Annotated in this window: 29 protein-coding genes and 1 pseudogene; 18 read left to right on the top strand and 12 right to left on the bottom strand. The window is 49.7% G+C overall.

Features of this window, described 5'->3' with window-relative positions:
* Positions 1-116: 116 nt before the first annotated feature.
* Positions 117-1,072 (top strand): annotated as a pseudogene (locus tag KNP06_RS00755) (DMT family transporter).
* Positions 1,073-1,074: 2 nt separating this feature from the next.
* Complete coding sequence (locus tag KNP06_RS00750) at positions 1,075-1,371, top strand: putative quinol monooxygenase (protein WP_214711598.1); 297 nt, start codon at positions 1,075-1,077, stop codon at positions 1,369-1,371.
* Positions 1,372-1,403: 32 nt separating this feature from the next.
* Here KNP06_RS00750 and KNP06_RS00745 read toward each other — a convergent pair whose 3' ends face one another.
* Positions 1,404-1,901, bottom strand: a complete 498-nt coding sequence (locus tag KNP06_RS00745) for a hypothetical protein (RefSeq protein ID WP_214711596.1) — start codon at positions 1,899-1,901, stop codon at positions 1,404-1,406.
* Positions 1,902-2,058: 157 nt separating this feature from the next.
* Here KNP06_RS00745 and KNP06_RS00740 point away from each other — a divergent pair, with 157 nt between their 5' ends.
* The 4 genes from KNP06_RS00740 (at position 2,059) to KNP06_RS00725 (ending at position 5,180) form a co-directional block, all read left to right on the top strand.
* The gene (locus tag KNP06_RS00740; protein ID WP_214711594.1) at positions 2,059-2,544 is read left to right on the top strand and encodes a hypothetical protein; all 486 of its coding nucleotides are present in this window, start codon (positions 2,059-2,061) and stop codon (positions 2,542-2,544) included.
* A gap of 58 nt (positions 2,545-2,602) precedes the next feature.
* Positions 2,603-3,430 (top strand): GNAT family N-acetyltransferase, encoded by an 828-nt coding sequence (locus tag KNP06_RS00735; RefSeq protein ID WP_214711592.1) that lies wholly within the window; start codon positions 2,603-2,605, stop codon positions 3,428-3,430.
* 10 nt (positions 3,431-3,440) lie between these two features.
* The gene (locus KNP06_RS00730; RefSeq protein ID WP_214711590.1) at positions 3,441-3,764 is read left to right on the top strand and encodes a hypothetical protein; all 324 of its coding nucleotides are present in this window, start codon (positions 3,441-3,443) and stop codon (positions 3,762-3,764) included.
* 123 nt (positions 3,765-3,887) lie between these two features.
* Positions 3,888-5,180: a methyl-accepting chemotaxis protein gene (locus tag KNP06_RS00725; protein ID WP_214711588.1), complete on the top strand. Its 1,293-nt coding sequence runs from the start codon at positions 3,888-3,890 to the stop codon at positions 5,178-5,180.
* 118 nt (positions 5,181-5,298) lie between these two features.
* Here the strand turns inward: KNP06_RS00725 and KNP06_RS00720 are convergent, their stop codons facing one another.
* Positions 5,299-8,061 carry an SH3 domain-containing protein gene (locus KNP06_RS00720; protein ID WP_214711586.1) on the bottom strand — a complete coding sequence of 921 codons (2,763 nt, stop codon included), beginning with the start codon at positions 8,059-8,061 and terminating at the stop codon, positions 5,299-5,301.
* Between the two features lie 759 nt (positions 8,062-8,820).
* On the opposite strand from KNP06_RS00720, the gene hag (KNP06_RS00715) reads away from it, so the two are divergent.
* Positions 8,821-9,738 carry a flagellin Hag gene (gene hag, locus KNP06_RS00715; protein WP_214711584.1) on the top strand — a complete coding sequence of 306 codons (918 nt, stop codon included), beginning with the start codon at positions 8,821-8,823 and terminating at the stop codon, positions 9,736-9,738.
* Positions 9,739-9,812: 74 nt separating this feature from the next.
* On the top strand, positions 9,813-10,652 hold the full coding sequence (gene hag / locus KNP06_RS00710) for a flagellin Hag (RefSeq protein ID WP_214711582.1): 840 nt from the start codon (positions 9,813-9,815) through the stop codon (positions 10,650-10,652).
* Positions 10,653-10,709: 57 nt separating this feature from the next.
* Here hag (KNP06_RS00710) and KNP06_RS00705 read toward each other — a convergent pair whose 3' ends face one another.
* Entirely contained in the window at positions 10,710-11,582 is an 873-nt protein-coding gene (locus KNP06_RS00705; RefSeq protein WP_214711580.1) for a DNA endonuclease, read from the bottom strand.
* A gap of 174 nt (positions 11,583-11,756) precedes the next feature.
* Here KNP06_RS00705 and KNP06_RS00700 point away from each other — a divergent pair, with 174 nt between their 5' ends.
* From KNP06_RS00700 to KNP06_RS15230, 5 genes are all read left to right on the top strand, one after another.
* Positions 11,757-12,113, top strand: coding sequence for a flagellar protein FlaG (locus KNP06_RS00700; RefSeq protein WP_214711578.1), 357 nt, complete (start codon positions 11,757-11,759; stop codon positions 12,111-12,113).
* Between the two features lie 12 nt (positions 12,114-12,125).
* The gene (fliD, locus tag KNP06_RS00695) at positions 12,126-13,799 is read left to right on the top strand and encodes a flagellar filament capping protein FliD (RefSeq protein WP_214711575.1); all 1,674 of its coding nucleotides are present in this window, start codon (positions 12,126-12,128) and stop codon (positions 13,797-13,799) included.
* A gap of 14 nt (positions 13,800-13,813) precedes the next feature.
* Complete coding sequence (fliS, locus tag KNP06_RS00690) at positions 13,814-14,188, top strand: flagellar export chaperone FliS (protein ID WP_214711572.1); 375 nt, start codon at positions 13,814-13,816, stop codon at positions 14,186-14,188.
* Entirely contained in the window at positions 14,185-14,538 is a 354-nt protein-coding gene (locus KNP06_RS00685; RefSeq protein ID WP_214711569.1) for a flagellar protein FliT, read from the top strand. Before fliS ends, KNP06_RS00685 begins: the two co-directional genes overlap by 4 nt.
* A gap of 140 nt (positions 14,539-14,678) precedes the next feature.
* Positions 14,679-16,268, top strand: a complete 1,590-nt coding sequence (locus KNP06_RS15230) for a flagellin N-terminal helical domain-containing protein (RefSeq protein ID WP_251129711.1) — start codon at positions 14,679-14,681, stop codon at positions 16,266-16,268.
* 264 nt (positions 16,269-16,532) lie between these two features.
* On the opposite strand, the gene KNP06_RS00670 is transcribed toward KNP06_RS15230, so the two are convergent.
* Positions 16,533-16,697, bottom strand: coding sequence for a hypothetical protein (locus KNP06_RS00670; protein ID WP_214787666.1), 165 nt, complete (start codon positions 16,695-16,697; stop codon positions 16,533-16,535).
* Between the two features lie 159 nt (positions 16,698-16,856).
* Between KNP06_RS00670 and KNP06_RS00665 the strand changes: the two genes are divergently transcribed.
* The 3 genes from KNP06_RS00665 to KNP06_RS00655 all read left to right on the top strand — a co-directional run bounded on the left by KNP06_RS00665 (position 16,857) and on the right by KNP06_RS00655 (position 18,609).
* A complete protein-coding gene (locus KNP06_RS00665) occupies positions 16,857-17,042 on the top strand; it encodes a hypothetical protein (protein ID WP_131485090.1) in 186 nt (61 codons plus the stop codon).
* A gap of 148 nt (positions 17,043-17,190) precedes the next feature.
* Positions 17,191-17,820: a hypothetical protein gene (locus KNP06_RS00660; RefSeq protein ID WP_214711566.1), complete on the top strand. Its 630-nt coding sequence runs from the start codon at positions 17,191-17,193 to the stop codon at positions 17,818-17,820.
* Positions 17,821-17,967: 147 nt separating this feature from the next.
* Positions 17,968-18,609, top strand: coding sequence for a DUF4352 domain-containing protein (locus KNP06_RS00655; protein ID WP_251129710.1), 642 nt, complete (start codon positions 17,968-17,970; stop codon positions 18,607-18,609).
* A 32-nt stretch (positions 18,610-18,641) separates the two neighbouring features.
* Here the strand turns inward: KNP06_RS00655 and KNP06_RS00650 are convergent, their stop codons facing one another.
* The 8 genes from KNP06_RS00650 to KNP06_RS00615 form a co-directional block, all read right to left on the bottom strand.
* Positions 18,642-19,142, bottom strand: coding sequence for a DUF1572 family protein (locus tag KNP06_RS00650; protein WP_214711563.1), 501 nt, complete (start codon positions 19,140-19,142; stop codon positions 18,642-18,644).
* Between the two features lie 281 nt (positions 19,143-19,423).
* A complete protein-coding gene (locus tag KNP06_RS00645) occupies positions 19,424-20,089 on the bottom strand; it encodes a DUF2225 domain-containing protein (RefSeq protein WP_214711561.1) in 666 nt (221 codons plus the stop codon).
* A gap of 9 nt (positions 20,090-20,098) precedes the next feature.
* Positions 20,099-20,542: a YaaR family protein gene (locus KNP06_RS00640; protein WP_029595028.1), complete on the bottom strand. Its 444-nt coding sequence runs from the start codon at positions 20,540-20,542 to the stop codon at positions 20,099-20,101.
* 20 nt (positions 20,543-20,562) lie between these two features.
* Positions 20,563-21,387, bottom strand: a complete 825-nt coding sequence (locus KNP06_RS00635) for a flagellin N-terminal helical domain-containing protein (protein ID WP_214711559.1) — start codon at positions 21,385-21,387, stop codon at positions 20,563-20,565.
* Positions 21,371-21,751 carry a flagellar export chaperone FliS gene (locus tag KNP06_RS00630; protein WP_214711557.1) on the bottom strand — a complete coding sequence of 127 codons (381 nt, stop codon included), beginning with the start codon at positions 21,749-21,751 and terminating at the stop codon, positions 21,371-21,373. Before KNP06_RS00630 ends, KNP06_RS00635 begins: the two co-directional genes overlap by 17 nt.
* Complete coding sequence (locus tag KNP06_RS00625) at positions 21,748-22,038, bottom strand: EscU/YscU/HrcU family type III secretion system export apparatus switch protein (RefSeq protein WP_029595031.1); 291 nt, start codon at positions 22,036-22,038, stop codon at positions 21,748-21,750. The genes KNP06_RS00630 and KNP06_RS00625 overlap by 4 nt, the downstream gene beginning before the upstream one ends.
* A gap of 9 nt (positions 22,039-22,047) precedes the next feature.
* Positions 22,048-23,712 carry a hypothetical protein gene (locus KNP06_RS00620; RefSeq protein ID WP_251129709.1) on the bottom strand — a complete coding sequence of 555 codons (1,665 nt, stop codon included), beginning with the start codon at positions 23,710-23,712 and terminating at the stop codon, positions 22,048-22,050.
* Positions 23,713-23,802: 90 nt separating this feature from the next.
* Complete coding sequence (locus KNP06_RS00615) at positions 23,803-24,297, bottom strand: competence protein ComK (protein WP_214707226.1); 495 nt, start codon at positions 24,295-24,297, stop codon at positions 23,803-23,805.
* 273 nt (positions 24,298-24,570) lie between these two features.
* On the opposite strand from KNP06_RS00615, the gene cspD reads away from it, so the two are divergent.
* Positions 24,571-24,768, top strand: coding sequence for a cold-shock protein CspD (cspD, locus tag KNP06_RS00610; RefSeq protein ID WP_021065411.1), 198 nt, complete (start codon positions 24,571-24,573; stop codon positions 24,766-24,768).
* A gap of 314 nt (positions 24,769-25,082) precedes the next feature.
* Positions 25,083-25,643, top strand: coding sequence for a ribosome hibernation-promoting factor, HPF/YfiA family (gene hpf / locus KNP06_RS00605; protein ID WP_021065412.1), 561 nt, complete (start codon positions 25,083-25,085; stop codon positions 25,641-25,643).
* Positions 25,644-25,723 lie beyond the last annotated feature (80 nt).

The following is a 25,723-nucleotide window of genomic DNA, read 5'->3' as shown; positions in this document are numbered from 1 at the left end:
GGGTTCACTCCCTTTTTTCTTTTTAGTATAGCAAACCTCACACGGAATTTAGTGGATGAGGCAGGAAATCTGACACAAGTTATGGAACACATGGGGATTCGGAAAGGAGAGTACGTATGCGTCCGCTTCTGTTAGGTGTACTCGCCGCCTTGTTTTTTGCGAGCACGTTCGTGTTGAACGAATCGATGCAAGTCGGAGGTGGTCACTGGGCGTACAGTGCCTCGCTCCGCTTCCTGTTCATGATCCCGTTCCTCTCGCTTTCGTCGTCTACGTCCGGGGTGGTATGACCCGGGTGCGTCGCGCCATCATCGATGAGCCGTGGCCGTGGCTCGTCTGGGGGACGGTCGGCTTCGGTCTGTTTTACGTCCCGATTTGTCTCGCCGCCGAGGTCGCCCCGCCTTGGCTCATCGCCGGCACGTGGCAAGTGACGATTATCGCCGGGGCGCTGTTGTCACCGCTGTTCCGCCGGAGCGATGGGACGCGAGAGCGGATTCCGTGGACGGCGCTCCGCTTCTCGGGACTCATTCTGTTCGGCGTCGTTTTGATGCAAGTCGAGTTCCTCGCCGACTTCGAGCCGCGCTTCCTGTGGATTGGGGTGGTGCCGGTATTGATTGCCGCGTTCGCCTATCCGCTCGGCAACCGGAAGATGATGGCCCACACCGACCTCGACGTGTTCGAGCGCATCCTCGGCATGTGCATCGGCTCGCTCCAGGTCTGGCTCCTGTTGTTCGGCTACGGGCTAACGACCGGTGCGCCCACGGGTTCGCAACTGACGCAGACGCTCCTCGTCGCACTCTTGTCGGGCGTCGTCGCGACGGTACTCTTCTTCAAGGCGACCGACCTCGTCAAACACGACATGGGGAGACTGGCGACGGTCGAGGCGACGCAGGCGCTCGAGGTGTTGTTCGCGCTTATCGGGGAATTGTTTTTCCTCGGGGCACATCTGCCGTCCGGGCTGTCGCTCGTCGGCATCTCGCTCGTCATGATTGGGGTCGTCTTCCACAGCCGTAGCCAGTTTCGTGTAAAGGAGAAGACGGTGCCGGCGGCGAATCGATACGACAAGGAGGGATGAAGATGAAACCGTATGGATTGTTCGGCAAATTGACGGCCGTTCCGGGCGAGCACGAGATGCTTCTCGCCATCTTGCTCGAGGCGGCCGAGGCGATGGAACGAGAGGCGACGTGTTGCGTGTATCAAGTCGCGGCGTCGCTCGACGACGAGTCGATCGTCGTCTATGAGGTGTGGGCAAGTATCGAGGCGCATCAGCAGTCGCTGTCGCTCGAGACGACGCAGACGTTGATTGGGAAGGCACGGCCGATTCTGGCCAATATCGAGCGCTTGGCGGTGTTCGAGCCGCGGGACGGTCATTAAAAAAATCCACGTCCGTGGACGTGGATGAAAGGTCATGCTTTCGTCAAGCTGCCTTTGACTTGCTCATAAAACTCGTCCATCATCCCAGTCCGGCTACCGAGCTGGCAGATGAGTTCGAGCGTCTCTTTATAGAACTTTTTGACGAGTCCTTTGTTTTTGATGTTGTCCATCGACGCGAGCGTCTTGTCAAGGTTTTGAAGGATCTCCTCGATCTGATCGTCCGAGTCTGGCTTGACGACCGTCATGTTGTCTGGAATTTTGACGACCTTGTCTTGTTCCTGGTGACGGAATGAGGCACCGAAACCGAGGTTCTCGATGAAGAGGTGTGGCATGACTTTTTGGCCGAAGAACTGCTTATGCCAGTCCGATTCTTTCATCGTATCCATGTCCTGTTTGAACGTGGACGCCGTTGAGACATATTTTCGGAACAAGTCGGTCATGAACTTCTCGATGACCGGGATTTGAAGGGCGAAGACGTTTTTTAAGAGCGCGTCGAGCTGTGCGCGTGACAATTGTTGTTCGTTTGACATGTCGGTTCCTCTTTTCTATAATACGATACTTTTATCGTATGGGATTGCGGAACGTGCGTCAACGCATCCCTAAACATTTTTTCAGAATATTTAGTGTACGCTCGATGAGATATGAGATAATCAAGTCATGACAGACTTCACAGAAGGAGTGGTTCAGATGAATAAAACAATGAAATGGGCGGTCGCGCTCGGCGTGACGGGTGCCCTCGTCGCAACGGTCGGTGTCGTCTCGTCCCGGGGACGGACTGACGATACGACGCAGACGATCCGTGACCGTGAGCTCGGTTATGAGATCATTCTCCCGTCGAAAATCGTCGAGGCGATTGAGCGTGGGGACGTCTATATCGAGAAGGCGCAAGACGTCGTCGATGTCGGCGATCAGAACAGCTACGGCACGTTCGACATCTACTATAACGTCGAGGACGGCGACGACCAGTTGTTGTTCCATTTGGACTTGATTGACCGTGAACTATCGGAAGCGGCGTTCGCAGAGGAAGTCGGCTACGGCAACTACCTCGGAGCGAGCGACAAGACGTTCTTCTGGGTCGAACCGACCGAAGCCGTCCCGGGTGCCGAGGCGCACACGGACGAGATTGCCGAACTGCTCGAGACATTACCGGAGCTCGAGTTCCGTACGTTATGAGTCTGCCCGCTACGGCGGGCTTTTTCGATTATGCTACAATATGACGTGAGGTGATTTCATGAATTGGACAGTAGAAGAAGTGAGACAAGCAGAACAGGTGGCGGCGCTCGAGGCAGCGGTCAATGACTTTGACAAGATTGACGTGAAACTCGGACACGTGGCGGTCGGTCAGAACGACTACGCCGTCTATGACAATGATACGCTCGTCGGGTATATGGTGCTCTTCCCATATCTCCCGAACGAGTATGAAGTGAACGCGCTCGTGCATCCGGACTACCGGAAGCAAGGTGTATTCACGGCACTCTTTGAAACAGCGAAACACGATGCGAAACAGAACGGCTGCGAGGCATTCACGTTCGTCATCGACCGCAAGTCGAAAGATGGCAAGGCGGTCATCGACCATCTCGACGCGGCATATCAGTTCTCAGAATACAACTTGGTCCTTAAAAAAGCCGAGCTGTTCTTGAAGCCGAACGAGGTATCGCTCCGCGAGGCGACCGATGCCGACCGTCCGCTCATCATTGAGACGCTCAGTGAGGCGTTCGGCGACCCGCTCGACGTGACGGAGAACATCTATCAACAGATTGACACGCCGGACCGAGTGACATACATCGGTGAGGTCGATGGTCGTCCCGTCGGTGTCATCCGTGCTCTCCTGTCAGGCGACGATGCCGGCAGCATCCACGCGTTCGGCGTCAAGGCGGACGAGCAAGGCAAGGGATACGGCACGAAGATGCTGAAGCAGATGGTCCAACAACTGTTCCGCATGGGCCGGACGAAACTCGAACTCGACGTCGAGACGGAAAACAAGGCCGCGCTCGAGATTTACAAGCGGGCCGGGTTCGCTGAAAACGGCGGCTATGAGTTTTATCTATTAGAACTGTGAGGTGAGACAAATGGTTCGAAATTTGAAATGGATGGGTGCCGCCTTTGAGGCGCTGCTCGGCATCCCGGCGCTCGGTGGGCTGTTCATCATCAGCATGGGCTACACACCGCTCGGGTTCATGCTCGTGTTCCACATCGTCTTGCTCGTCGTGTCGCTGTCGCGGCTGAAACGAATTTCGGTCGGGGCACTCGTAGGGATCACAGCGTCGGTGCTCGGGTTCATCCCGTTCCTCGGCATGATGCTACATTGGGCGGCCGCGATCGCCCTCACAATCGACGCACTCATGACCCCGCGCGAACAGGTGCACATGACAAAAGAAGATGACCGTTTTTAATCAAGACGCTCTCGGTGACGAGGGCGTTTTTTCATTGACCAAAACTTCAACTGAAAACGCTATACAAAAGCTGGGGTTCGGACGATATAAAAGGTGATGAAGACATAAGAGGAGGAACTCATAGTGAAGCTATTCAAAAACTTTACGACCCAACTGCTCGCTTGGATTTTGGTCACATCCTTTATTACGGGCGGAGCGGTCGGCTGGATTACGCTCTTATTGCTCACGGAGCTTGAGATGCCGAAAGGTCAGGTCATGCTCGTCGGGACGGCCGTGGCCTTGCTCATTTCAAGTTTAGGTGGAGCTGTCATCTACTTGATCGCCCGTCGCCCGCTCAAGGCAATCGAATTGGCGTCGGAAAAGGCGGTCGAAGTCGGCAACGGCGACTTGACGGTCGTGTTCGCGGACGAGACGACAGACCGTTCAGAGATGGGCCGTCTGCTTCTCTCGATGGACAACATGGTCGGACACCTTCGTGAACAAGGGACGAACATGCGCTACACAGCAGACCAGCTCACCGGTTCGGCGCAAGAGATTGCGGCAGCGGTCCAAGAAGGCAATGTCGCCGGCGAGAACATCCGTCAAGCGATGGACGCCTTGAACAAGATGCTCGAGGACAACGTCAGCGCGACGTATAGCTCGATGGACTTGCTCGGGGCCGTCGCCCGGACGATGGAGAATATCCGTAACGAGATGGGCTCGGCTCTAAATTCAGCAAGTGAAATGCAACAAGAGGCCGAGAGCGGCAAAGGCCTCGCCTCGTCGTCGGTCGATGCGATGCATGCGATTGCCGGCAAGGTCGAGCAATCATCGACACTCAACAGCAAGTTGACAGAGATGACAGGCGAAATCTCGCGTATTACAGACGTCATCAGCGATATCTCAGCACAAACGAACTTGCTCGCCTTGAACGCCTCGATTGAAGCGGCCCGGGCCGGGGAACATGGACGCGGCTTCGCGGTCGTCGCGGCCGAAGTCAAGAAGCTCGCCGAACAGACGGCGAACTCGACGCAAGAAATCACGGATTTAATCGTTGACGTGAAACGTTTAGTTGGCGACACGTCGTCTTCGATGGCGAACGTGAAAGCGGAAGTGGAGACGGGCGTCGGTCTCGTCGAGAAGGCGGGTGGTGCGTTCGCATCGATTCACAACTCGGCGAACGAAGTGTACAGCCACGTCCACTCGGTCGATGCGCTCTTGGATGAGTCACGCGGACAGATCGACTCGGTCGTCACGAACTCGGCCGGCATCGTCGGCATGGTCGAAGAGGCGTCACGCTACGCGACAGAAGTCACGTCCGCAGCGAGCCAGCAAGCGGCAAGCCTCGGAGAAGTGAACGGAGCGATGTCTGAACTTGTCCGCGTCGCGGAGAGTTTGCAGAATGAGACGGAGCAAGTGAAGGTGTCGAACGTATAACGTGAAATGAGGAGGATTATCTGATTCGAGATAATGCTCCTCATTTTTTATTTGTCGGGTTAGAGTTAGAACAAAAAAGAAGGAGACCGTTATGGCTCCTTCTAGCGTCTGAATGAAATTAATAAATAAAGCGTGGAATATCGAATTCGACAGTGTATTCTTCAAGCAACTTGTAAATCTCATGGATTTTGAACGTTTGCTTGTATGCCCACTCGATATCGGTCGCATATTGATATGTTCCAGGTTTATCTGGATTGAAGCGCATTTTGTACAACGTGTTTTGTTTACGTGTGTTGTTGACGTAACGGTTGCTGATCCATTGACCGCCACCTTTGATGGCTTCGGCAGGTGTGAACCACCCGTTGTCGAAGGCGTATTTTGCCCCCCCTGCTGTCGGGTTGGCATCTGTTGCGCCGATTCCATACATGTTATAGACAAGTTTGTAACGTGTGCTCGTCGATGTGCTTAACTTCCCGGTCTGATCTACCCAAACTCCTGAAGCGAGGGTAGAAGTTCCGTTCCCCGTCTCAAGGAAAGCATGTGACATGAGATAAATCTCGTTGATGTTATATGACTTGCCCGCATCGATAAAGGCTTGCGCCTGACCAGACAAAATTCCTTTTCCTTGAAGTGCTTTGTTTAAAATCGTAGCTGAAACGTTGGCAGACTTCGAGAGGTCCAAGTATTGGAACGATTCACGTGGTGAATCAAGGGCAGCTTCGAACTTCACGAGACGTGGATCGACTTGGTTCAAAATATCAGACTCCGTCGCTAAGCGCCATGTGTTATCGAAGACACGTTCCGATTCGCCGGTCTTCCGCTTGTACGAGATCAAATAGAAGTTGTCTTTCTCACCGAGGACGTTGACGACACTGTTCATGTTAAGGATGCCATATACGTGCGAGTTCGTCGTTGCATCCGCCCGGACATTCAAGGCGTTTGCCGAGACTTTGCCAGTTTTAGTTCCTTCAATCAATTGGATAAACTCTTTTGATACAAAAGCGGCAGTCCCGCGGTATTTATCGGTTTGAGCATTGACGTTCTTTTGGATTTGAACCATGTCGGTCAACTTCAAATCATAGTCGCTGTAGTTCAAAACAACGTTTTTTGTACCAGGTACGGTCTCTGGTACAGTCGGACCAGTATATGGTTTGATATACGAACTATGCACGTATGCTGGTACCAATTTCCCATTCAGTTCAAATTCGATTTGAACCCACGAATCGTTGATTTTCTTGATTACTCCGATGATTTGATTGTGAAGTACCGTCCCAATTTGAGTTGAACTTGCATCTGGCGCAGTCCGAACGTTCAAGCTTGGCATTGCAGTGACGACAGCCTCATACGCAATCGTATAGTCTTGCTCGGTTTCAACCGGTTTGCTCGGTGCGACAGGAGCTTTCTCGGTCAAATATTTCTTTGAGACGAAACCGACTTTATTCTCGTACTTGATTTTGTACCAATCACCGTGTGCCGATACGAACTCGACTTTTTTATTGGGCAACAAAGTCACAATGACTTTTCCGCTTAACGAGTTCGAGGCACGCAAATTCAAGTTCGCAGTCGTGTAATAATACTTTTTCGCAGCTGGCGTGACCGGCTTTGCCGGAGCTGGTTTGACTGCTGTCAAATAGCTGCTTGCAACATAGCCGGTTTTTCCGTTGTAAGTGACACGCATCCAATCACCAGACTTCGAGACATAAGTCACTTCTTTGTTTTTTGGAATCGTGAGAAGGATTTTACCAGACCATGATGCCGCACTGCGCAAGTTGAGGTTTTCTTTTGTTTTATAAGTGACCTTATTCGAAGGAGCGGCAGCTGGTGGCTTAGGCGCTGGTTTCGCAGGGGTCACCGTTTTCGTAGTCACTGAAATGTACGTGGCAGACACGAAACCGGTTTTCGATCCGTACTTGACTTTGTACCAATTTCCAGACTTCGAAATGTATTGAACTTCTTTGTTTTTTGGAATGGTGACAAGCACTTTTCCTTTTGTCGAGGCCGTGCTACGCAAGTTCAAATTTTCATTGGTCTTATACACTTTTGTCTGCGCCGATGTGGCAGCAGGAGGTTTCGGTGCAGGCGGTTTTGGCGCAGCAGGCTTGATAGGAGCTGGACTGACGGTTTTATTCGTCACTTTGATATAGCTAGCAGACACAAAACCAGTTTTGGAGCCATACTTCACCTTAATCCAATTGCCAGACTTCGCGATGTATTGGACTTCCTTGTTTTTCGGAATCGTAACGAGTACTTTGCCTTTCGTCGAGGCCGTGCTACGTAAATTCAAATTCACGGTTGTGGCATACACTTGTTTCGTCGTGCTAGATGAAGCGTTGTTTTTTGTGACTGTAGTAGGCTTCGGTGCAGCCGCGGTAGCATTTTTGACGACTGTGTTTTGTACCTTGACGTATTTGGCTGCGACATACCCAGTCTTTGATCCGTACTTTACGCGATACCAAGTTCCTGTTTTTGAAAGGTATTGCACCTCTTTATTCTTAGGGATGGTGACAAGGACTCGCGCTTTCAGGCTGGCCGATTGACGCAAATTCAAGTTATCGGTGACAGTATATGTCTGCTTGACCTTACTTGTCGGTGCAGGTGTTGCTGTAGTCATTTTTAAATAGGCGGAAGAAACGTAGCGTTTCGCCCCTTTATAGTTAATCTCAGCCCAAGACCCTTTGACGTTCAAGACAGAGACTTTGTTTCCTTTTGTCAACTTTCCAACGATTGGAGATGATGTAGAGGAAGATTGTCGAACATTTAAGATAGATGTATCGACAGTAGCTGTTTTCGATGCGGCATTTACGTCTTGAGTATACATCGTGGCAAACAGCACCCCGGATAAAAAGATGGCTGTACTCAAGCGTTTACTTCGTTGGTTCAATGGTTTCCCTCCTTGGTTTCCCTTTGTTCTAGATATGGCTCGAACCAAGTATAGAGAAAATTGGCAAAGGATTGAAAGGAAATATTTCAAAAATAGGTAAACGATTCAAGAGACTCATAAAATGTATGATTTTATAAAAAATTCTGGCTAATAAATGTGAGGTGAAGATTTCGGGTTTTTTAGAGAGGATAATGGATGTGACAAGTTTTTTTACAGAACAATCGTTTTATAGGATGAGTGATGATGCTCTCTTAGGAGGAGAGCCGGCCCCAATCACTGCCATGTCTAACTATTAATGAACTCACTAAAAGGAATCGGATGCTCATGTCTGTCAATCAAATTACGATTATTCTTGGAAAAACGATTCAAAACCGCTTAGATCGATTCTTGGTCGCGGACACCAAAGTTATATCGAGGACGAACAATTCTCGGCCGGTAGCATGTTGCTGAAAGTTGAGTCGACGAGGCGATTCATTGGCAGACAGGGACGAAGTTTGTGGATGAAGCGAGAACAGCTGTGAAGTGAGGAGGAGCGGCCCAGTGATGGGTCGTTTTTCTATTTAATTTTGAAGATTTTACTCAAAACGAGTAACTTTTTTTGAAAAAGACTAAACAGATTGAGGGTGACTCCGATATAGAGTATGGAAACGATAAAACGTTCCAACTAATACAAGGTGAGGGGCCGGCCTAAACCTTGTATGCTCGGACAAATGGATTTGGAAGAGCGTGAAAAATTTAAACCTATGGAGGGGAATTACAATGATTATTAACCACAACCTTAACTCAATGAATGCACATCGTAACATGTCATTCAATACGGCGCAGACGGGCAAAGCGATGGAGAAATTGTCTTCAGGTCTTCGTATCAACCGAGCTGGGGATGACGCAGCAGGACTTGCAATTTCTGAAAAAATGCGCGGACAAATTCGTGGTCTAGACATGGCTGCGAAAAACGCCCAAGATGGTATCTCGATGATTCAGACAGCTGAAGGTGCATTGAACGAGACACACTCAATCCTTCAACGTATGCGTGAGCTTGCAGTTCAGTCTGCTACAGATACGAACACGAACCCAGACCGCGTTGAAATCCAAAAAGAAGTAGATCAATTAGCAAAAGAAATCACTCGAATTGCCAACGATACAGAATATAACACTAAAAAGTTACTGAACGGTTCTGTAAACGGTGGTACTGGCGCTGATGCATCGGCTTACACTGATTCTCCAGCGTCTTTAACATTCCATATAGGATCAAATGCAAGTCAAAATATCACTTTAGATATTAAAGCGATGGATGCAAAATCTTTAGGCGTTACTGGAGCATCAGCAACAAACGCCGCTGCTGAAGATGCGACGACACCTGCAGTAGCAACTGAGGGTATTTCGGTTTCTACTCAAGCAGCGGCAAATACGGCAATCACGACAATCAATACAGCTATTGAGTCTGTATCTTCGGAGCGTTCAAAGCTAGGTTCTTATCAAAACCGCTTAGAGCATACAATTAATAACTTAAGCGTTGGTGCAGAAAACCTTCAAGCCGCTGAGTCACGTATCCGTGATGTAGATATGGCAAAAGAGATGATGAACTTTACGAAGAACAACATCCTTAACCAAGCTGCGCAGGCTATGATGGCGCAATCGAATCAGCAACCTCAAGCTGTACTTCAACTTCTTCGTTAATTAACACTACTCAAATGAGTACTAATTATAGCCAAATGGATTTGGCTTAACTACAACCTATGGAGGGAATTACAATGATTATTAACCACAACCTTAACTCAATGAATGCACATCGTAACATGTCATTCAATACGGCGCAGACGGGCAAAGCGATGGAGAAATTGTCTTCAGGTCTTCGTATCAACCGAGCTGGGGATGACGCAGCAGGACTTGCAATTTCTGAAAAAATGCGCGGACAAATTCGTGGTCTAGACATGGCTGCGAAAAACGCCCAAGATGGTATCTCGATGATTCAGACAGCTGAAGGTGCATTGAACGAGACACACTCAATCCTTCAACGTATGCGTGAGCTTGCAGTTCAGTCTGCTACAGATACGAACACGAACCCAGACCGCGTTGAAATCCAAAAAGAAGTCACACAACTTGCAAAAGAGGTCACAAGAATCTCTGCAACTACAGAATTCAACTCACAAAAATTGCTAGACGGTTCTGATGCAGATGGTAAAGTATTCCAAATTGGTGCTAACACTGGACAAAGTTTGACTCTTACTTTAGGGAACATGAGTGCTGCGACTTTATTAGTGGGTACAGGTTCGGGTGAGGCTACTGTAGGAATTGATGTTTCTACACAAACAGCAGCAAATACAGCAATCACAACTATCGGTACAGCCATTGAAACAGTTTCAGGAGAGCGATCAAAACTTGGTGCTACTCAAAACCGCCTTGAGCACACAATTAACAACTTGAACACGTCAGCTGAAAACCTCCAAGCTGCAGAATCGCGCATCCGTGATGTAGACATGGCTAAAGAGATGATGAACTTTACGAAGAACAACATCCTTAACCAAGCTGCTCAAGCTATGATGTCGCAATCGAATCAACAGCCGCAAGCTGTTCTTCAATTGCTCCGTTAATTGGCACTACAACAAGATTTATGACTCCCACGACTCTACAAGAGCCGTGGGAGTTTTTTAACTTACATACACAGCCTCTACCTCTCTTAATCGGTTTTTCTTGATGTCCTGCCACTTGTACACGACAGACCAATATGTTCTACCTAACGCGTCTGCGATTTCTTGATCCGTCTGTCCACGTAATTTTGAAGTGACAATATACTCGATGTCTTCCTCCGTATAATCATTTTTAGGCTTAGAGGTAATCACTACTTTATCAGGATTTTCGTTTTTCTCTTGTGACAATCGATAGTCCCAGTCTAATTTCCATGCCATCGACGGGATTTCAGTGGCATATGGTTTTGTGAACTCAAGGAAATTGAGAGCTTCTTGGGTCTTCTGTATCCGCAGGATATAGTTATGTCCATCATTACGTCGGCTTAAAACAAACTGGTGTCCAAATGTCTCATGAATGAATTGGCTTAAATAGTTTAACTCAGATGGATGGAAAGCTTGGAGGTATAAAGCGATGTGTGGGGTCAAAATAATTTGATTTTTGTTAGAACGACTCGACCTTGTTAAACAAAGACTGCCGTCATCAAGATAGAGAGCTAATAAAAAGACCGAGTCCGTACACTCTGAAAGCAGATGAAGCGGGACGCTTTTTTTACCGGCAATATACAGTTGGTCACGGAGCCAAGTGAATAATTCATCGTATTTTGAAGTGAGTGATGCACTTGTCCCATTATTATTCTTGATAATACTCGAAAAAATTCGAGGGGCTTGCTTCATTTTCCATTCGTGATATTCAAATTGTTTGATGGAAAAGTGTTCACCATACCGCAAATTCGCATTTAGATATTTTTTCTTATGAATGCTGATATGACCGTCTCCTAGCAAAGTCCCCAACAATAAACTTTTCTCATAAGTTGTTAACTCTTCCCACTTCAAAATTAACCCCTCCTTATAAGAATATACGTTCGTATATAATATACCCAGTTGGTTTCACACTATTCTTTTTTTTCTACTTAAGATTAGACGAATTAGTGAACGCAATAATATTGAAGATTACGAATCTAATGCCGATATAGATAATGAAGAAATCATAATGAGGTGTGTCAGCTTATGAATCCAATTATCTCTGAAGTCCGGCTTCACTTACCTTCTTCTGTCTTGCCGTATGAACAAACGAAAAACGTGTTTGTCGAAGCGAATCAAAAAGCACTCGCTGACGAAGGTATCGTCATTCTCCCGACGCCTCAACACGTGACGAAGTTAGAGGCGGCCGTTGAGAAGGCGAATTTGCTGCTCGAACAACAACGTACCGGTTTAAAGTTTATGAAACATGAAAAATTGAATGACTACTATATTCAGATTGTAGATACTAACAACGAAGTCATCCGTGAGATCCCAAGCAAGAAGTCGCTCGACTTCTTCGCCGCATTTATGGAATTCAATCAGCTCTTCGATGAACGTATTTAAAGGAGGTATACTATGACGTCACCAATCCGATTTGGCGGACTCGCCAGTGGAATTGATACCGATACAATTATCAAACAATTGATGCAAGCTGAACGCATGCCAGTCGATAAGCTTGAACAACAAAAACAGACGACCGAATGGAAACGGGATGCGTACCGCGAAATCAACCGTTCGCTCATGACACTTCGGAACACTGCGGTCGATCTCATGTTCAGTCGCAATTTTTACGCCAAAACGTCTAGCTCATCTGATGAATCACGTGTCTCTGTCGTAGCGGGACCATCTAGTGGGAACACGGCAATACGTATCGAATCTGTCAGTCAGCTCGCAACAGCGGCTACCCAAGTCGTTGAGCCTAAAGATAAGAATGGAGTTGCAGTAACGAAGACAACAAAAGTGGCTGATATGAACTTACAAGCGGCTGTACAAGAAGTGAAGTTGTCCGCTGATACGAAGGAATGGACGCTCTCTCCTAAACCGAAAGCCGGAGCAACTGTTTCGTTGAAAGACGCAACAAATAACCCTATTGATGCCTCAAGTTATACTTATGATGAAGCGACTGGGAAAGTAACAATGAATGACGGTTCGGACATACCGACTGGCACCACGGCCACTTACACTTCTGGTTATCAGGTTCAAATCCGGTCCGTTGAAGGCGGAGACTTTCAGACAATCAAAGTAACGGAAGACGCCACAATGGAGAATCTAGTTACTGCATTGAACGGAAAAGAGTCAGGGGTTTCTGCATTTTTCGAACCGATTTCTGGCAAGCTGTCCATTACTCAAAAGCAGACCGGTCAAAATGCAATCATAGAATTTGACGCAACAACGAAGGCTGCTTTTGGTATCGCTCCTGGAAATCTACCGAAAACAGGAACAGATGCAAGCTTCACAGTGAACGGTATTCCGATGACACAGAGCTCAAACACCGTCACGATTGATAACATGACCGTCACGTTAAAATCAGAGTTCGCGTCTGGTGCAGTGACGCTTTCTGCTGCAACCGACACACAAAAAATCTTTGATAACATCAAAGGATTTGTCGATAAGTATAACGAGACGATTGATCTTATGAATAAGAAAGTCCGTGAAGAACGGTTCCGTTCGTTTGCACCGCTCACACAAGCCCAACGCGATGAACTTTCTGATGACGAAATTAAGAAATGGGAAGAAAAAGCGATGAGTGGAATGCTTCGTGGCGATACGATTGTCCGTAGCGCGATGGATACGATGCGAGGCAAGTGGTCAAGCGCGACGTCGAGTACTAATGAAGATGGGATGAAACAACTCTTCCAAATCGGGCTCTCAACCGGTGCGGATTTTACCAATGGTGGGAAAATTGAGCTGAACGAAGAAAAGCTTAAAGCTGCCATTGAAAAAGACCCGGATCAAGTGTATCAACTCTTCACGAACGCAGAAAGTGGGCTACTTCCACAAATTCGTGATGCGGCGACTAACTCACGATCGTCCATTACTCGGATTGCCGGTGCTGATGGTTCGGGTGCTCCGACGTACTCGATGGGACGTGAGATGACGCAAATCGATACACGGATCAAGCGTTTGAACGATTTGTTAGTCGATAAAGAAAATGCCTACTACCGTCGCTTTGCAGCGATGGAAACGGCAATGAACCAGGCGAACTCGCAAGCCGCCTCACTGCAACAGTTCTTAGGCGGAGGCATGTAAGAGGAGGAATTTAAATGGTAGCCAACCCATATGCAGCGTATCAAAACAACGCGGTCACGACCGCGAACCCACAGGAACTGACGCTCATGCTGTATGACGGGGCGCTCAAGTTCATGCGCCTCGCCAAACTCGCTATCGAGCAAGGAAATCCAGATTTGAAGAACACGAATATCCAGAAGACACAGGCCATCTTTCAAGAGATGCGCTTGACGTTAAATAAAGATGTCGCCGTCTCAGCGAACTTAGATTCGCTCTATGAATACATGTGGCGTCGCCTCGTCGATGCGAACGTCAAAAACGACACGACCATCCTCGACGAAGTGCTCAACTTCACGACAGAGCTCCGCGACACGTGGAAGGAAGCGATGAAACTCGCGAAGCAAGCATGAGACCCATCGATGAGATCATCTTCAAAACACAGCGATTAAAAGATTTACTAGCGAAAGTACCGGAAGAACCGACATATGATACATGGATGGACCAAATCCATGAGTTGCTTGACGACCGTGAACAATTGCTCGCGGCGCACGGACCGGACTTGAAGGGCGCCGACCAGACGGTGATCCGTCAGCTCGTCGACGACAGCCAACAGATTGCGCGTTTGATTGAGACCGAGCATCAACGGCTCGGGATGACGCTCGGGACGGCGCGGCAAGAAAGGAAGACGGTCAAATCGTACGTCGATCCATACGAGGACGTCGATTCGAACTTCTCGGGATTGTTCGATCAACAGACATAAAAAGCGCTGAATATATCAGCGTTTTTTTATTTTAATAAAATATTGATGTATCGTTAAAAAAAGGAACTTCCAGCCGATAATATCAATGGGATGATTTGGATATGAATCATTCTGAATGGAATGTTGTGGAGGAATTTCTTATGATTATCAAAAATAACAGCAATGCAAATCAAGCGTTACGTCAATCACAAATAAATACAGGTCAAGCCGGTAAAGCGATGCAGAAACTGTCTTCTGGATTACGAATCAATCAAGCTGCTGATGATGCGGCAGGATTAGCCATCTCTGAGAAGATGAGAGCTCAGATTCGTGGCCTAGATCAAGCCGCTCAAAATGCTGTGGATGGAATCAGTTTAATTCAAACTGGAGAAGGTGGATTGAACGAATCTCATTCAATTCTACAACGTATGCGTGAACTCGCTGTTCAGTCTGCTAACGACACAAATAGCTTAGCTGACCGCGGAGCGATTCAAAAAGAGTTTAATGAGATGACAACAGAGTTAAATCGAATCGGGAATCAAACTTCTTTCAATACTAAAACTGTTTTGAACGGATTAAGTGGTAAAGAAGGAGAGGCATTAGTCACCCATAGTATTCCTGGAACCCCTGGTGCGATTCGGGGAATCTATACAGTTGGCATCAATACGACATCATTGAATATCAATGACACGATTCAAGTTGATGGACATACGTTTTTAAAATCTTCAAATGACCCGTTGTTATCGGGTGAATTCAACGATTTATCGACATTAGTCACTGCGATACGTGCTGTACCTGATTTGAACACTCGATACACGGTACAGGTGATAGGTACTCCTACTCCGAACGGACTACGGTTCGAGCATAAAACAGGGGAAGAGTCTTGGTCTCAACCTAATATCGGTACTACCAAATCACCTGATCCATATATCAGCTCCCCAATAAATACAGTTAGACCCGGAAGAGGGGGGAGTCAACCTATTCCAGGGGAGTTCGAAGTTTATGAACAAGATATTATGCCATTGAAACCAGGAGAGACGATTAAGGTAGAATGGATTGGGAAGTCACCGTTCAATAATCGTGAAATAGAATTGACGTTTGTTCCAGATGCACCTGTTCAATCAGGTGGGAATGTGAGAAGTTTGGCAGAACTAATGAGTGAAGTTAGTGGTGCTGCATCACCACATATGACACATAATTTGTCGTCAAACCCTATAAAATTTGAAGAAACTTATACTTACGAAGGTACATATCATCAGTTGAAATTAACGCGCGGAGGTAAAGAAATAACCCTTCAAATTGGTGCGAATTCTGGTCAATCTATTCAGTTAGACATGAATGATATGAGAGCCGCAAGAATTGGATTGACCTCGACGGTAAAAGGAGAAGAGGGCTTCACATCTGAACGTGTCGTTAAAAATCGTGAAGGAAATCGAGACGCAGAGTATGCATTAGACATTACGATGCAGTCGAGCGCGAGTAAGGCGATTAGCAAAATAGATCAAGCCATCCAACTCGTGTCTTCTGAACGAACAAAGATGGGCTCATGGCAAAATCGTCTAGATCATGTAGTAGCGAACGTCACTATGTCTTCTGAAAATCTCCAAGCTGCTGAATCACGTATTCGAGATGTCGATATGGCAAAAGAAATGATGGCGTTCACGAAATCAAATATTTTAGGACAGGCTTCTCAGGCAATGATTGCGCAAGCCAATAAACAGCCAGAGGCCATCCTTCAATTACTTCGCTAAATATAGATGCATTAAACAGCTCAAGAGCCCAAGCCCTTGAGCTGTTTTCGTTCATGAGGCTTTGACTTGTCGTCGTACTTTCAACAGGATTCTGGACAAGGTAAACAAAGTCAGTCCGCTCACATTGAATTTTAAATACGTGAGTAAAGCGTCTTGCAACGACGTCACCGGGAGAAAACCGCTGAATATGACGAGCGGCAGAATCGTCACATGCATTGTTATCCAATGAATCAGAATCTGTTTTGGAAACGACCACCGTCTCACTTAATAGATGACACTCGTCAAACCAAGGAAGAATGCCATCCCACCATACACGAGCATATTATGTACACCTTCCATATTTCCGCTCCACCATTGATATATCGAAAGCAACCCAAATAGCATGAACCACTTCACGCCACGAACTAGTCCTGTTTTCAATAAACTCATCTATCTCGTCCTCTCATTCATGTGTTGTCTTCGTATACGATTTGATTTGGAAAAAGTTTCAATAGGGATGTAAGGATGCAAAGACGTCTGTTTTCGTATAAAATCGGGTAAATACCACTGTAACCGTTGCTTCTTTTCTGGAAAGGGGAGGGAAACGAGATGAGTGAGAAAAAGGTAAAGCCTAAGTCATCGAAAGATCGTCGTTACTTCATCTACGGTCCAGAAGGGGCGTACGATGAGTATGTGGAACGTGACCCTAAACTTGAAGCCTACATCGAAGATGATGCACCAATCGAGGACGGACCCGATCCGTATGAAGAAGAAGAGCTTAAATCACGAGGATAAAGCATGAGAAGTCAAGGTCCAATCGCGGACCTTGGCTTTTATTTATTCAGGATGACGACCCTATACGTTTTCTTACACCGGTCAGGCTACACAATCCATTATGCTCATCTTATCAACCACCATTCATACGAAAAAGGAGAGAAATAAGATGAACATGAAACGATACGGATTGATTCTCGCTTTACCTCTAACACTGCTTGTAGGCTGCGGAGAGGCCGATGAACTGAAGACGACGGCAACTGATACGGAGGAAGTCGTCGAAGCAGAGGCGAAGGAAGAACCGGTGGCAGAATCAACAGAAAAAGCAGAAGTGCAGGAGAGTGAACTTGGGTCGAATCAGATTTACATGAAGAACAAGGCGCTCGACATTAAAGAGACGATTGGCTCTGTCAATTTCGCCATCGATAAAGTGCAGACGTCACGACTTACGGTCAACGAGGCGTACCGAGATTCGTTTGACGGACAAGAAAAAGTGACGGTTGTGGCGATGAACATGATTGTTGAGAATACGATTGATGAGACGGTAAATTTCTATCCGGACCAGGCGACACTCGTGACGAACACAGAGGAACAAGTGACGGCAGACCTCTGGTTCTCGGATGACGTCGGTGGCGAGTTCCTCGGGAAAGTGAAGAAGGAAGGCAACGTCCTCTTTTTCGTCAAAGCGATGCCGGAAGAGTTAGAGGACGTGAAAGTTGTCATCGACGGGCCGTCGGACGCGAACTATCAGTCGATTGGAGAATCCCGTTACGAATATACAATCAACGTCGAGAAATAAAGGATGGCCGCTCCAGGGAACTGGTGCGGCCGTTTTATGTCCAGAGTAATACCCAAAAAATTTAACGTTTACCTCGAATGCCCTTTTAAAAATGGGGAATAAGATTTATGTAGTTGGAAAAGTCTTGAGGTAAAGGAGAGGATTGGATTGAAGTCGTACGGATTCATCTTAGCCATTCCCTTGCTCGTGTTAGTCGGATGTGGAGACACGGAGCCATCATCGACTACTACCGAACCTACCAAACAAAGTGAAAGCGTTCCGTCGACAGACAGCCAAAAAGAGACGACAGAAACAGAAACCGTACAAGGTGAAGAGTTTGAAGTACAGGAAGATGAGATTGGGCGCAGTCAAATTTACATGAAGAATAGTGATTTAGGTATTGAAGAAACGATTGGGCCAATCATCTTTCAAATCGATAAGGTGCAAACGCTGCGTCTAGAAGTCGCTTCTGATTATCGTTTCTTCTTCGATGATCAAAAAGAAGTGACCATCGTTTCGTTCAATGTCATCGTCGAAAATACGAGTGATGAGACGGTCAGCTTTCATCCAAACCAAGCCAGGCTCGTCACAAACACAGGCGAACAGGTTGATGCTGACATCGTCATCTCCGAGGATGTAGGCGGAGAGTTTTTAGGAAAAGTGAAGAAAGAGGGCGGCGTGCTGTTCCATGTCGAGTCGATGCCTGAAGAACTGACCGAAGTCCGCTTTGTTGTGGAGGGACCTTATAATGATCAGTTCCGTAAAATTGCCGAGGAGCGCTATGAATACACGATCAACGTCACCAAATAAAGAGAACGCGCATCTTCGCGATGCGCATTCTCTTATTGTCGTTGATGCGGCAATGGGATCGTCAACACGTTCCAGTTCTCCCCGGCGAATACTTTTGCAAGAAAGACAATCTGTCCGACGTGATAGCTGTAGTGCGACACTTGCTTCTCAATCGCCCAGATGACGGTCTTCTCTTCACCACGGATGAAGACGGTCTTACCGAGGTCTTCCGGCGTGAGGCTCGCCAATACGTCGTCCAACAGTTGCCAACGTTCGTCCCATGTCGCCATCAGTTCGGCGCGGGACTGTTGTTGGTCCTCGAACTCGGCGTCACGGTTTCGGTCAGGTTTCTCGCCGTCCGTCGTCAAAAAGTCGGTCCAGCGCGACAACATATTGTTCGACATGTGTTGCACGATGACCGTGAGCGAGAGCGTGTCTTTCGCGAGCACACGGTGCATGTCCTCATCGTTCACTTGATTAAACGCGTCCTCGGCGAGCTGTTTCTGTTCCTGGAAAATCGAGCGAACCGTTTCGATATAGCGGGCTTCGAACATGGAATGACCTCCTTTAGATTCATCACTAGAATACCTTCTTCTAACAGTGAATAAAAAACAATAGTAAAATAACAAAAAACATTTTATACTAAAGATGAACCGTGAAAGACGCCACCGCGCGATCGGTTCTTGGGTGCCCTGTTTAGGTTTTGATGCGAGTCATGTCGCGTATATCTCCTTTCGGTTTGGGGGTTCACCCGTGAAGAGAACCGACCGCGTTTGTCCGTGAGTGGATGAGCGCGTTTTTTGTATGCGAAAAGGGAGAGCCGCGGCTCTCCCTTTTAGGCGTTTTCGATTCGAAAGTCTTCCCAATGTGACCGCGCCTGGGTACGGATCCGTTCCGATACTTCCTTGCTGCCGAGCAAGATGCCGTACCAACGCCTTGCGTCCTCATACAGACCGAGCGCGGCCGACAAGTCGGCGATCCGCAGCATGAGCTGGTCGTACGGCAGACCGGTCCGGACTTGGTCCGTGTACGCCTCTTGCACCTCGTTGTATTTATCGAGCGTCCGTCTCATCCATTCCTTCTCGGACGCCTCGTCGCCCGTCAGGCGGTACATCCAGACGAGTCGCATCCCGAGCATGGCGACGACGGACGGTTTCTGGCCGCTCAATTGGGCCGTCACGACGGCGAACTTGTAGAGCCGGATGACGTGCTCGGTCGAGCGATCGCCTGTGAGCGCCTCGGCGTTGACACGGTCGAAGTAGCCCGACTCGAGCGCCTCGCGATTCGTCTTTCGCACCTTGTCGAATGAGTCATGAAACACGAGGTGACAGTGACTGCAGACGGTCGGCTCATAAAAGTACGGGTTGGCACCGTCGTACGTCGTGTATCCGTCCTTCGCGACTTCCTGTGGCCGGATGTGGCGCGACAGGACGCGTGGCGTCTCGCTCTGCTTCAAACAATACGGACATTTCACTTTTTTCGAAAAGATATGTTCTGCCATTCTCTCACCTCACACGTATACGTTGACGAGCAGACCGCGAATCTCACCGACTTGGTCGAGAAGTGACAAGCGAGATGCCTCGCCCGAGATGACTTGGTCTGTCAAAGCCAATAATTTCTGGTCGACCTGCTCGACGATCTTGTAGATTTTGGCCCGGCCGCGACGGTTGAAGCCACGCTTGTCCTCGAGGCGGAGCGCCGCGTCAACGGCGTCTTTCATAAAGTCTTTAATGAGTTGCTTATATTCAGCGAGCGACTCGACGGTCTGGCTCTCGGCGAGGAGTTCGCCTTTCTCGTGGATGGCCGCGATTTGGCGCTGGAAGCGCTCGTGCTCGCGGTCCTCCCGTTTTTGGCCGATGACGTTCTGGAACGAGACGCCAGGCTCAGCCTCGGGGCGTTTCGCCTTCCCGGCGCCGTGAAGCGACTGCGTCTCCATGATGCGACGAATGTCCATAGGATCCGTCCTTCCTTAAGTTAGTTCAACAATTGTAGCACGCCTTGCGGCAATGCATTCGATTGGGCGATCATCGCCATGCCGGACTGGTTCAAGATGTTGAGGCGGGCGAAGTCCATCATCTCGCGTGCCATGTCGGCGTCGCGGATGCGGGACTCGGATGCCGTCAAGTTCTCAGACCCGATCGTGACGACGCTCACGTTCGCCTCGAGCCGGTTCTGGATGGCACCGAGCTTCGAGCGTTCGAGCGAGACCTTTTGAATCGCGGCGTCGAACTTGGCGATGGCGTCATTGGCGCCACCTTGCGTCGTTACATCCAGTCCGTCGATTCCGAGTGCACGGGCGCGCATGTCGTCGACGTTCAAGACGACGCCTTCGCCGCTGCCGGCCCCGAGTTGGAAGAAGAGTGTCTCATTGCCGGCGATAAAGTCACCGTTCATGATCTTCTTCGAGTTGAACTCGGTCGTCTCGGCGATCCGGGTCACTTCAGCCGTGAGCGCCGTGATCTCGTCTTGGATCGCTTTGGCGTCATCACCGCTGAGCGTACCATTCGACGCTTGGACCGACAGCTCGCGCATCCGTTGCAGGAGGGCGTGCGTCTCGCTCATCCCGCCTTCGAGCGTCTGCGTGAGCGAGATGCCGTCGAGGGTGTTGCGTTCGGCCATCGACAGCGAGTCGAGACGGATGCGCATCTTCTCGGAGATGGCGAGCCCGGCCGCGTCGTCGGACGCCTTGTTGATGCGGACGCCGCTCGAGAGGCGGTCCATCGTCTTTTTCATCGTCGCCTGGTTGAGCGTGAGTGACGAGTACGCTTTGAGTGCTTGCACGTTATTGGTAATTTTCATAACGGTTTCCTCCTGAAGGTACGGGTTGAAGACGAGCGTTTTCAATCGCCTCGCCCCACGTCTTGTCGAGCTCGGTCGCGAGACCGTGAAGCTCCTCGATTTTGTCCATGTCTTGTTCGATCAACGCCTCGAGGCTCGATTTCGCCATATACAAGTAAAGCTCATCGAGTTGGGCCGAGATGATGCCGCCGCCGTCGTGGAGTCCTTGATGAAGCTTCGCGAGCAGTTCGCGCGCTTGGCGCAAATGGCGGTTGCGTTCGGCGATTGTCGCCGTCTGGGCTTGTTCATAGTGATAGACGAGCGCGTGGAGCATCGCTTGGGTCAGCTCTTCCGGGCTCATTTCGTATAGTCGGTTCGGGTTCATGATGGGTCTCCTTTGATGGTGTCGAGTTCTTCAATCAGTAATAGCACTTCGGCCATGACGTCATACAGTTGGGGCGGAATCGCGTCCCCGAGGTCGAGGTCGAGCAGGTGGCCAAGGAGCGAGTGGTCGTGCTCGATGGCGACGCCGCGCGATCTTGCCTCATCTAAAATTTTATCGGCGACGGCGCCTGTTCCACGGGCGACGATGACCGGGGCCCGGTCGATCGTCTCGTCATAGCGGACGACGGCGGCCGTCTTGCGTTTCGTCAAATCCATACGTTGATACATAACAGCCTCCTAGATGCGGAAATCATAGCCGGTCGTCTCGAGCGTAGGACGCTCGATCTCCGGTCGGTCCGTCTTCGTCAATGGGCGGAACTGGGTGGTCACGCTCCGGTAACCGATCGCTTCGAGCGTCGTCTCGATTTTGCCGAGAAGCGGCTTGGCGAGCGTCTCAACGGCCGGGTCATCGTGTTCGAGCGTGAGCCGCAGATTCCGGTCGATCGCCTCGAGTTTGACGCCGATCTCTCCGAGACGTGGTGTCTCGAGCCGGATATAGAGCACGCTGTTCTCCCAGTCGACGACGTCGCCGGCCTCACGGTTTTGGATATGGACGTGGATACCGGTGTCGATCTCTTGGACTTTCGCCGGCAAGGCGAGGATGAGCTGCTGGAGCTGCCCGCCGTCGAGCCGGTTCAGCGTCTGTTGGACTTGGAAGAACGAGGCGAGCCGCTGCGCTTCAGGTGTCGCCGCGTCAGCTTTCAATGACAATGTCGACGCCTGGACGCGCTGCGCCGTCTCTTGGATGACGCGGCCGGATAAGTTCGGATCGACCTTGAACGGTGTGACGCGCGGCAGTTCGCCGGCGCGGGTCGCCTGGTGCGGGATGTATTCGAGCCGGACATGGTTCGGCACGTAGCGGAACTCGTTCAAGCTGGTGCGCACTTCTTTAATGAGCGCGGCGCTCTCGGCAGGTTTCGTCGACAGCAGCCCGAGGGCGACGTCGAGTTTCGCCGTCATCGCGACGAGCGCCTTCTCTTGGGTCGCGCTCGTATGTAACAAGGCGTCCGTCTTTTGGATGAGTTGCGTCAGCCGTGTCGACACCGTCTCGAGCGCGGGGCGAGCCTGATGCGGGTTCGTCTCGACGAGGGCGGCGACTTGGCCGAGCTGTTTCGTGACCGTCACTTGCTCGTTTCGGAACGTGTTCGTCACGGTCGCGAGATGTGTCGTCACTTCTTTGACGAGCACCGGTCGGCCGAGGACAGGCGGTAACGCCTCGCGCGGCTCGATTCGCGTCGGGCGAGGCTCCGGCAACTCGTTGATGAGTCGGTCGACCGTCTCCGGTGTCGGTGTCAAACGCTCGCTGACGGGACGCGACAAGTTGACGTGCTCGATGAAGCGTTCTTTCTGCGGGTACGGGGCGTCGGGCGCCGGACGAGTCACCAGTTGTCTCGCTTCATCTAATGACGCGACGGCGATGTCGCGGGCGACGTCACGCGGGAGCGTCGGTGCCTCGATCGCCTTTAGCCAAAGGACCGCATCGCGCAGGTCACCTTTAAAGACGGTCTCGAGCAGTCGCACCGTGTCCTCGTTCATCGGTAACCGTCCTGATTGGAGCAGGCGGCTGACGGCGCTCCGCACCTCGGGCGGTAGCGACGCGAGCAACGCCTGAATCTTCGTATCGAGTTTCACCGGTTGGCCGCTCGAAGTGTCCGGCGTCTCCGGCTCAGGCTTGACGACGATCGTCCCGATTAGCTGGCCGTCTTGTTCGGCGAGCGTCAATTGGAACGGGTTCGTCTTCGGGAGCCCGCCTTCGAACGTGACCTCGACGTGCTCGCCGTTGATTTTAACGATGCCGGAGTCGGGTCCGGTCTGTTTGACGAGTTCGGCCTTATAGACCCGGTTCGTTTGGATACCGGCCGTGACCGCGACGGCCGCGGTCAAAGGGGCTTGGATTTGCATAGTTGTCACCTCGACCAATATATCGACCTCTTTTTCAAAAAGTGAAGCGAAACCGACAGAAAAAAAACCTCCCGTCGGACGACGGAAGGGTCAGGATTCGAGCAAGGCGTTCTGGTTCAATTGTTGAAACCGAGCGACGAGTTCGCCCGTCGCTTTCAGCTGGTTGCGGAGGACGTACGCGGTCGCGTTCGTTTGAATCCGGTGCCCGTCCTGGGTGACGACCGAGCCGTTCGGCTCTAGCGGGTCACTCGAGATGTCACGGATGTGGGACCAGGCGTACCATTCGCAATCAGGGCGCTTCGGGGACTTCGTCGGGAAGAAGACGAGCCCGGATGTCGGTTCGATGACGACAGGCACTTTGCCTTTGACACCGGCGACGCGCTTGGCAACGAAGATGCGTTCCTCGATCGAACTGCTGTACTGGCGGCACGAGAGCTGCAACAGCTGGTAGGGCCGGAGCGGCGTCATGATCTCAGATCCGTCCTCGAGAATGATCCGCGATTGCATCGTCATGTCTCGACATGGCAAAATCGCCACCGTCCGTTTCGTGATCCGGTATTTCTCCTCGGAATGGTAGGGGCGCATACAGCTGCACCGTCCTTTTCGTATTGGATTTTCAGGCTCGGCCATAACAGATGGAACACAAACCTAAATCATCCCTTCCATGATATATCACAAAATATGTAAATTCAATAAGGCGATATGAAAAGTAGGGAAATACAATTCCAATGTAAGCCAAATGAGCATTCGTTTGCAAAAAATTGAGAAAGTGTTTGTCACGCCTGCAAGAAGGTGGTAAGATTACCGATAGAGGGAAAGCCTCTGTATTCTTCAATGGTGAAAGGAATGGATTTACACATGGTAGGTAAAGTAAAATGGTTTAACTCAGAAAAAGGTTTTGGATTCATCGAAGTAGAAGGCGGCAAAGACGTATTCGTACACTTCTCAGCAATCCAAACTGACGGCTACAAATCACTTGACGAAGGTCAAGAGGTAGAGTTTGAAATCGTTGATGGCGAGCGTGGCCCACAAGCGGCTAACGTTACAAAATTATAATTTCGAACCACGAGTCGGCTCCTAACGGGGCCGACTTTTTTGTTTTTCTCACATAATGTCCTTCCCAATCAAAATCGCGTTTAAGAACGGGTAAAACGGGTAGTTTGTTTCTATACTACCGATTCACGTGGAAGACGGACCTGTCGGAACAAAATTGTCATTATTTTCTGATGATAACGTTTTCAAACGATTCGGATTCGGGGTATACTATATATGAGCCACCTGGTTCCACTTTCTTTTCAGAAATGAAGCAGGAGATTCGGTCCAATCTGACGAATCATTGGGTCAAGCGGTTATTTTAAGGAGGAGTTCAGATGATTTATAACATTCGCGGCGAAAACATTGAAGTCACACCAGCCATCCAAGACTATGTCGAGAAAAAGCTGGACAAATTGACTCGGTATTTCACAACTCCTACGGATGCACAGACGGCTTACGTCAACTTGAAAGTGTACAATGAGAAACAAAAAGTGGAAGTGACGATCCCGATGCCGAACTTGTTGCTCCGTGCTGAGGAGACCAACCTCGACATGTACGCGGCAATCGACCTCGTCGTCGACAAATTGGAACGTCAAATCCGTAAACACAAAACGAAACTCAACCGTAAATCGCGTGCCAAAGATGGCGGTATCGGCGAGTACTTCAAATCACTCGAAGGTCCCGAAGACGTGGTCGTCTATGACGAGGACGAGGCAGAACTCGAACTCGTGCGGACGAAGCGTTTCACGCTCAAACCGATGGACACGGAAGAAGCGATTCTTCAGATGGACATGCTCGGTCACAGCTTCTTCGTCTTCTCAGACGCAGAGACGGGCAACACGAACGTCGTCTACCGTCGTAAAGACGGCAAATACGGCTTGATCGAACCAGAATAATTCAACCTTGAAACCACACGGCCCTCCGACTCGGAGGGCCGTTTCCTTTTGCCTTTCCTTGAAAGCAAGGGTCACTTCGG

The sequence above is a fragment of the Exiguobacterium sp. s21 genome, from assembly GCF_018617975.1.
Taxonomy (GTDB): domain Bacteria; phylum Bacillota; class Bacilli; order Exiguobacteriales; family Exiguobacteriaceae; genus Exiguobacterium; species Exiguobacterium mexicanum_A.
Note: the sequence above shows the minus strand (reverse complement) of the source record. Positions and strands in the feature narration are given on the sequence as shown.

Coding starts and splice junctions, on each gene's coding strand:
- fliS (WP_214711572.1), top strand. CDS start 13,814: ATGGTAGCCAACCCATATGCAGCGTATCAAAACAACGCGGTCACGACC.
- KNP06_RS00635 (WP_214711559.1), bottom strand. CDS start 21,387: ATGAAAATTACCAATAACGTGCAAGCACTCAAAGCGTACTCGTCACTC.
- KNP06_RS00615 (WP_214707226.1), bottom strand. CDS start 24,297: ATGCGCCCCTACCATTCCGAGGAGAAATACCGGATCACGAAACGGACG.
- KNP06_RS00735 (WP_214711592.1), top strand. CDS start 2,603: ATGAATTGGACAGTAGAAGAAGTGAGACAAGCAGAACAGGTGGCGGCG.
- KNP06_RS00640 (WP_029595028.1), bottom strand. CDS start 20,542: ATGGACATTCGTCGCATCATGGAGACGCAGTCGCTTCACGGCGCCGGG.
- KNP06_RS00700 (WP_214711578.1), top strand. CDS start 11,757: ATGAATCCAATTATCTCTGAAGTCCGGCTTCACTTACCTTCTTCTGTC.
- hag (WP_214711582.1), top strand. CDS start 9,813: ATGATTATTAACCACAACCTTAACTCAATGAATGCACATCGTAACATG.
- KNP06_RS00685 (WP_214711569.1), top strand. CDS start 14,185: ATGAGACCCATCGATGAGATCATCTTCAAAACACAGCGATTAAAAGAT.
- KNP06_RS00740 (WP_214711594.1), top strand. CDS start 2,059: ATGAATAAAACAATGAAATGGGCGGTCGCGCTCGGCGTGACGGGTGCC.
- KNP06_RS00630 (WP_214711557.1), bottom strand. CDS start 21,751: ATGAACCCGAACCGACTATACGAAATGAGCCCGGAAGAGCTGACCCAA.
- KNP06_RS15230 (WP_251129711.1), top strand. CDS start 14,679: ATGATTATCAAAAATAACAGCAATGCAAATCAAGCGTTACGTCAATCA.
- KNP06_RS00625 (WP_029595031.1), bottom strand. CDS start 22,038: ATGTATCAACGTATGGATTTGACGAAACGCAAGACGGCCGCCGTCGTC.
- KNP06_RS00670 (WP_214787666.1), bottom strand. CDS start 16,697: ATGAGTTTATTGAAAACAGGACTAGTTCGTGGCGTGAAGTGGTTCATG.
- KNP06_RS00645 (WP_214711561.1), bottom strand. CDS start 20,089: ATGGCAGAACATATCTTTTCGAAAAAAGTGAAATGTCCGTATTGTTTG.
- hag (WP_214711584.1), top strand. CDS start 8,821: ATGATTATTAACCACAACCTTAACTCAATGAATGCACATCGTAACATG.
- KNP06_RS00660 (WP_214711566.1), top strand. CDS start 17,191: ATGAACATGAAACGATACGGATTGATTCTCGCTTTACCTCTAACACTG.
- cspD (WP_021065411.1), top strand. CDS start 24,571: ATGGTAGGTAAAGTAAAATGGTTTAACTCAGAAAAAGGTTTTGGATTC.
- hpf (WP_021065412.1), top strand. CDS start 25,083: ATGATTTATAACATTCGCGGCGAAAACATTGAAGTCACACCAGCCATC.
- fliD (WP_214711575.1), top strand. CDS start 12,126: ATGACGTCACCAATCCGATTTGGCGGACTCGCCAGTGGAATTGATACC.
- KNP06_RS00730 (WP_214711590.1), top strand. CDS start 3,441: ATGGTTCGAAATTTGAAATGGATGGGTGCCGCCTTTGAGGCGCTGCTC.
- KNP06_RS00665 (WP_131485090.1), top strand. CDS start 16,857: ATGAGTGAGAAAAAGGTAAAGCCTAAGTCATCGAAAGATCGTCGTTAC.
- KNP06_RS00745 (WP_214711596.1), bottom strand. CDS start 1,901: ATGTCAAACGAACAACAATTGTCACGCGCACAGCTCGACGCGCTCTTA.
- KNP06_RS00750 (WP_214711598.1), top strand. CDS start 1,075: ATGAAACCGTATGGATTGTTCGGCAAATTGACGGCCGTTCCGGGCGAG.
- KNP06_RS00620 (WP_251129709.1), bottom strand. CDS start 23,712: ATGCAAATCCAAGCCCCTTTGACCGCGGCCGTCGCGGTCACGGCCGGT.
- KNP06_RS00650 (WP_214711563.1), bottom strand. CDS start 19,142: ATGTTCGAAGCCCGCTATATCGAAACGGTTCGCTCGATTTTCCAGGAA.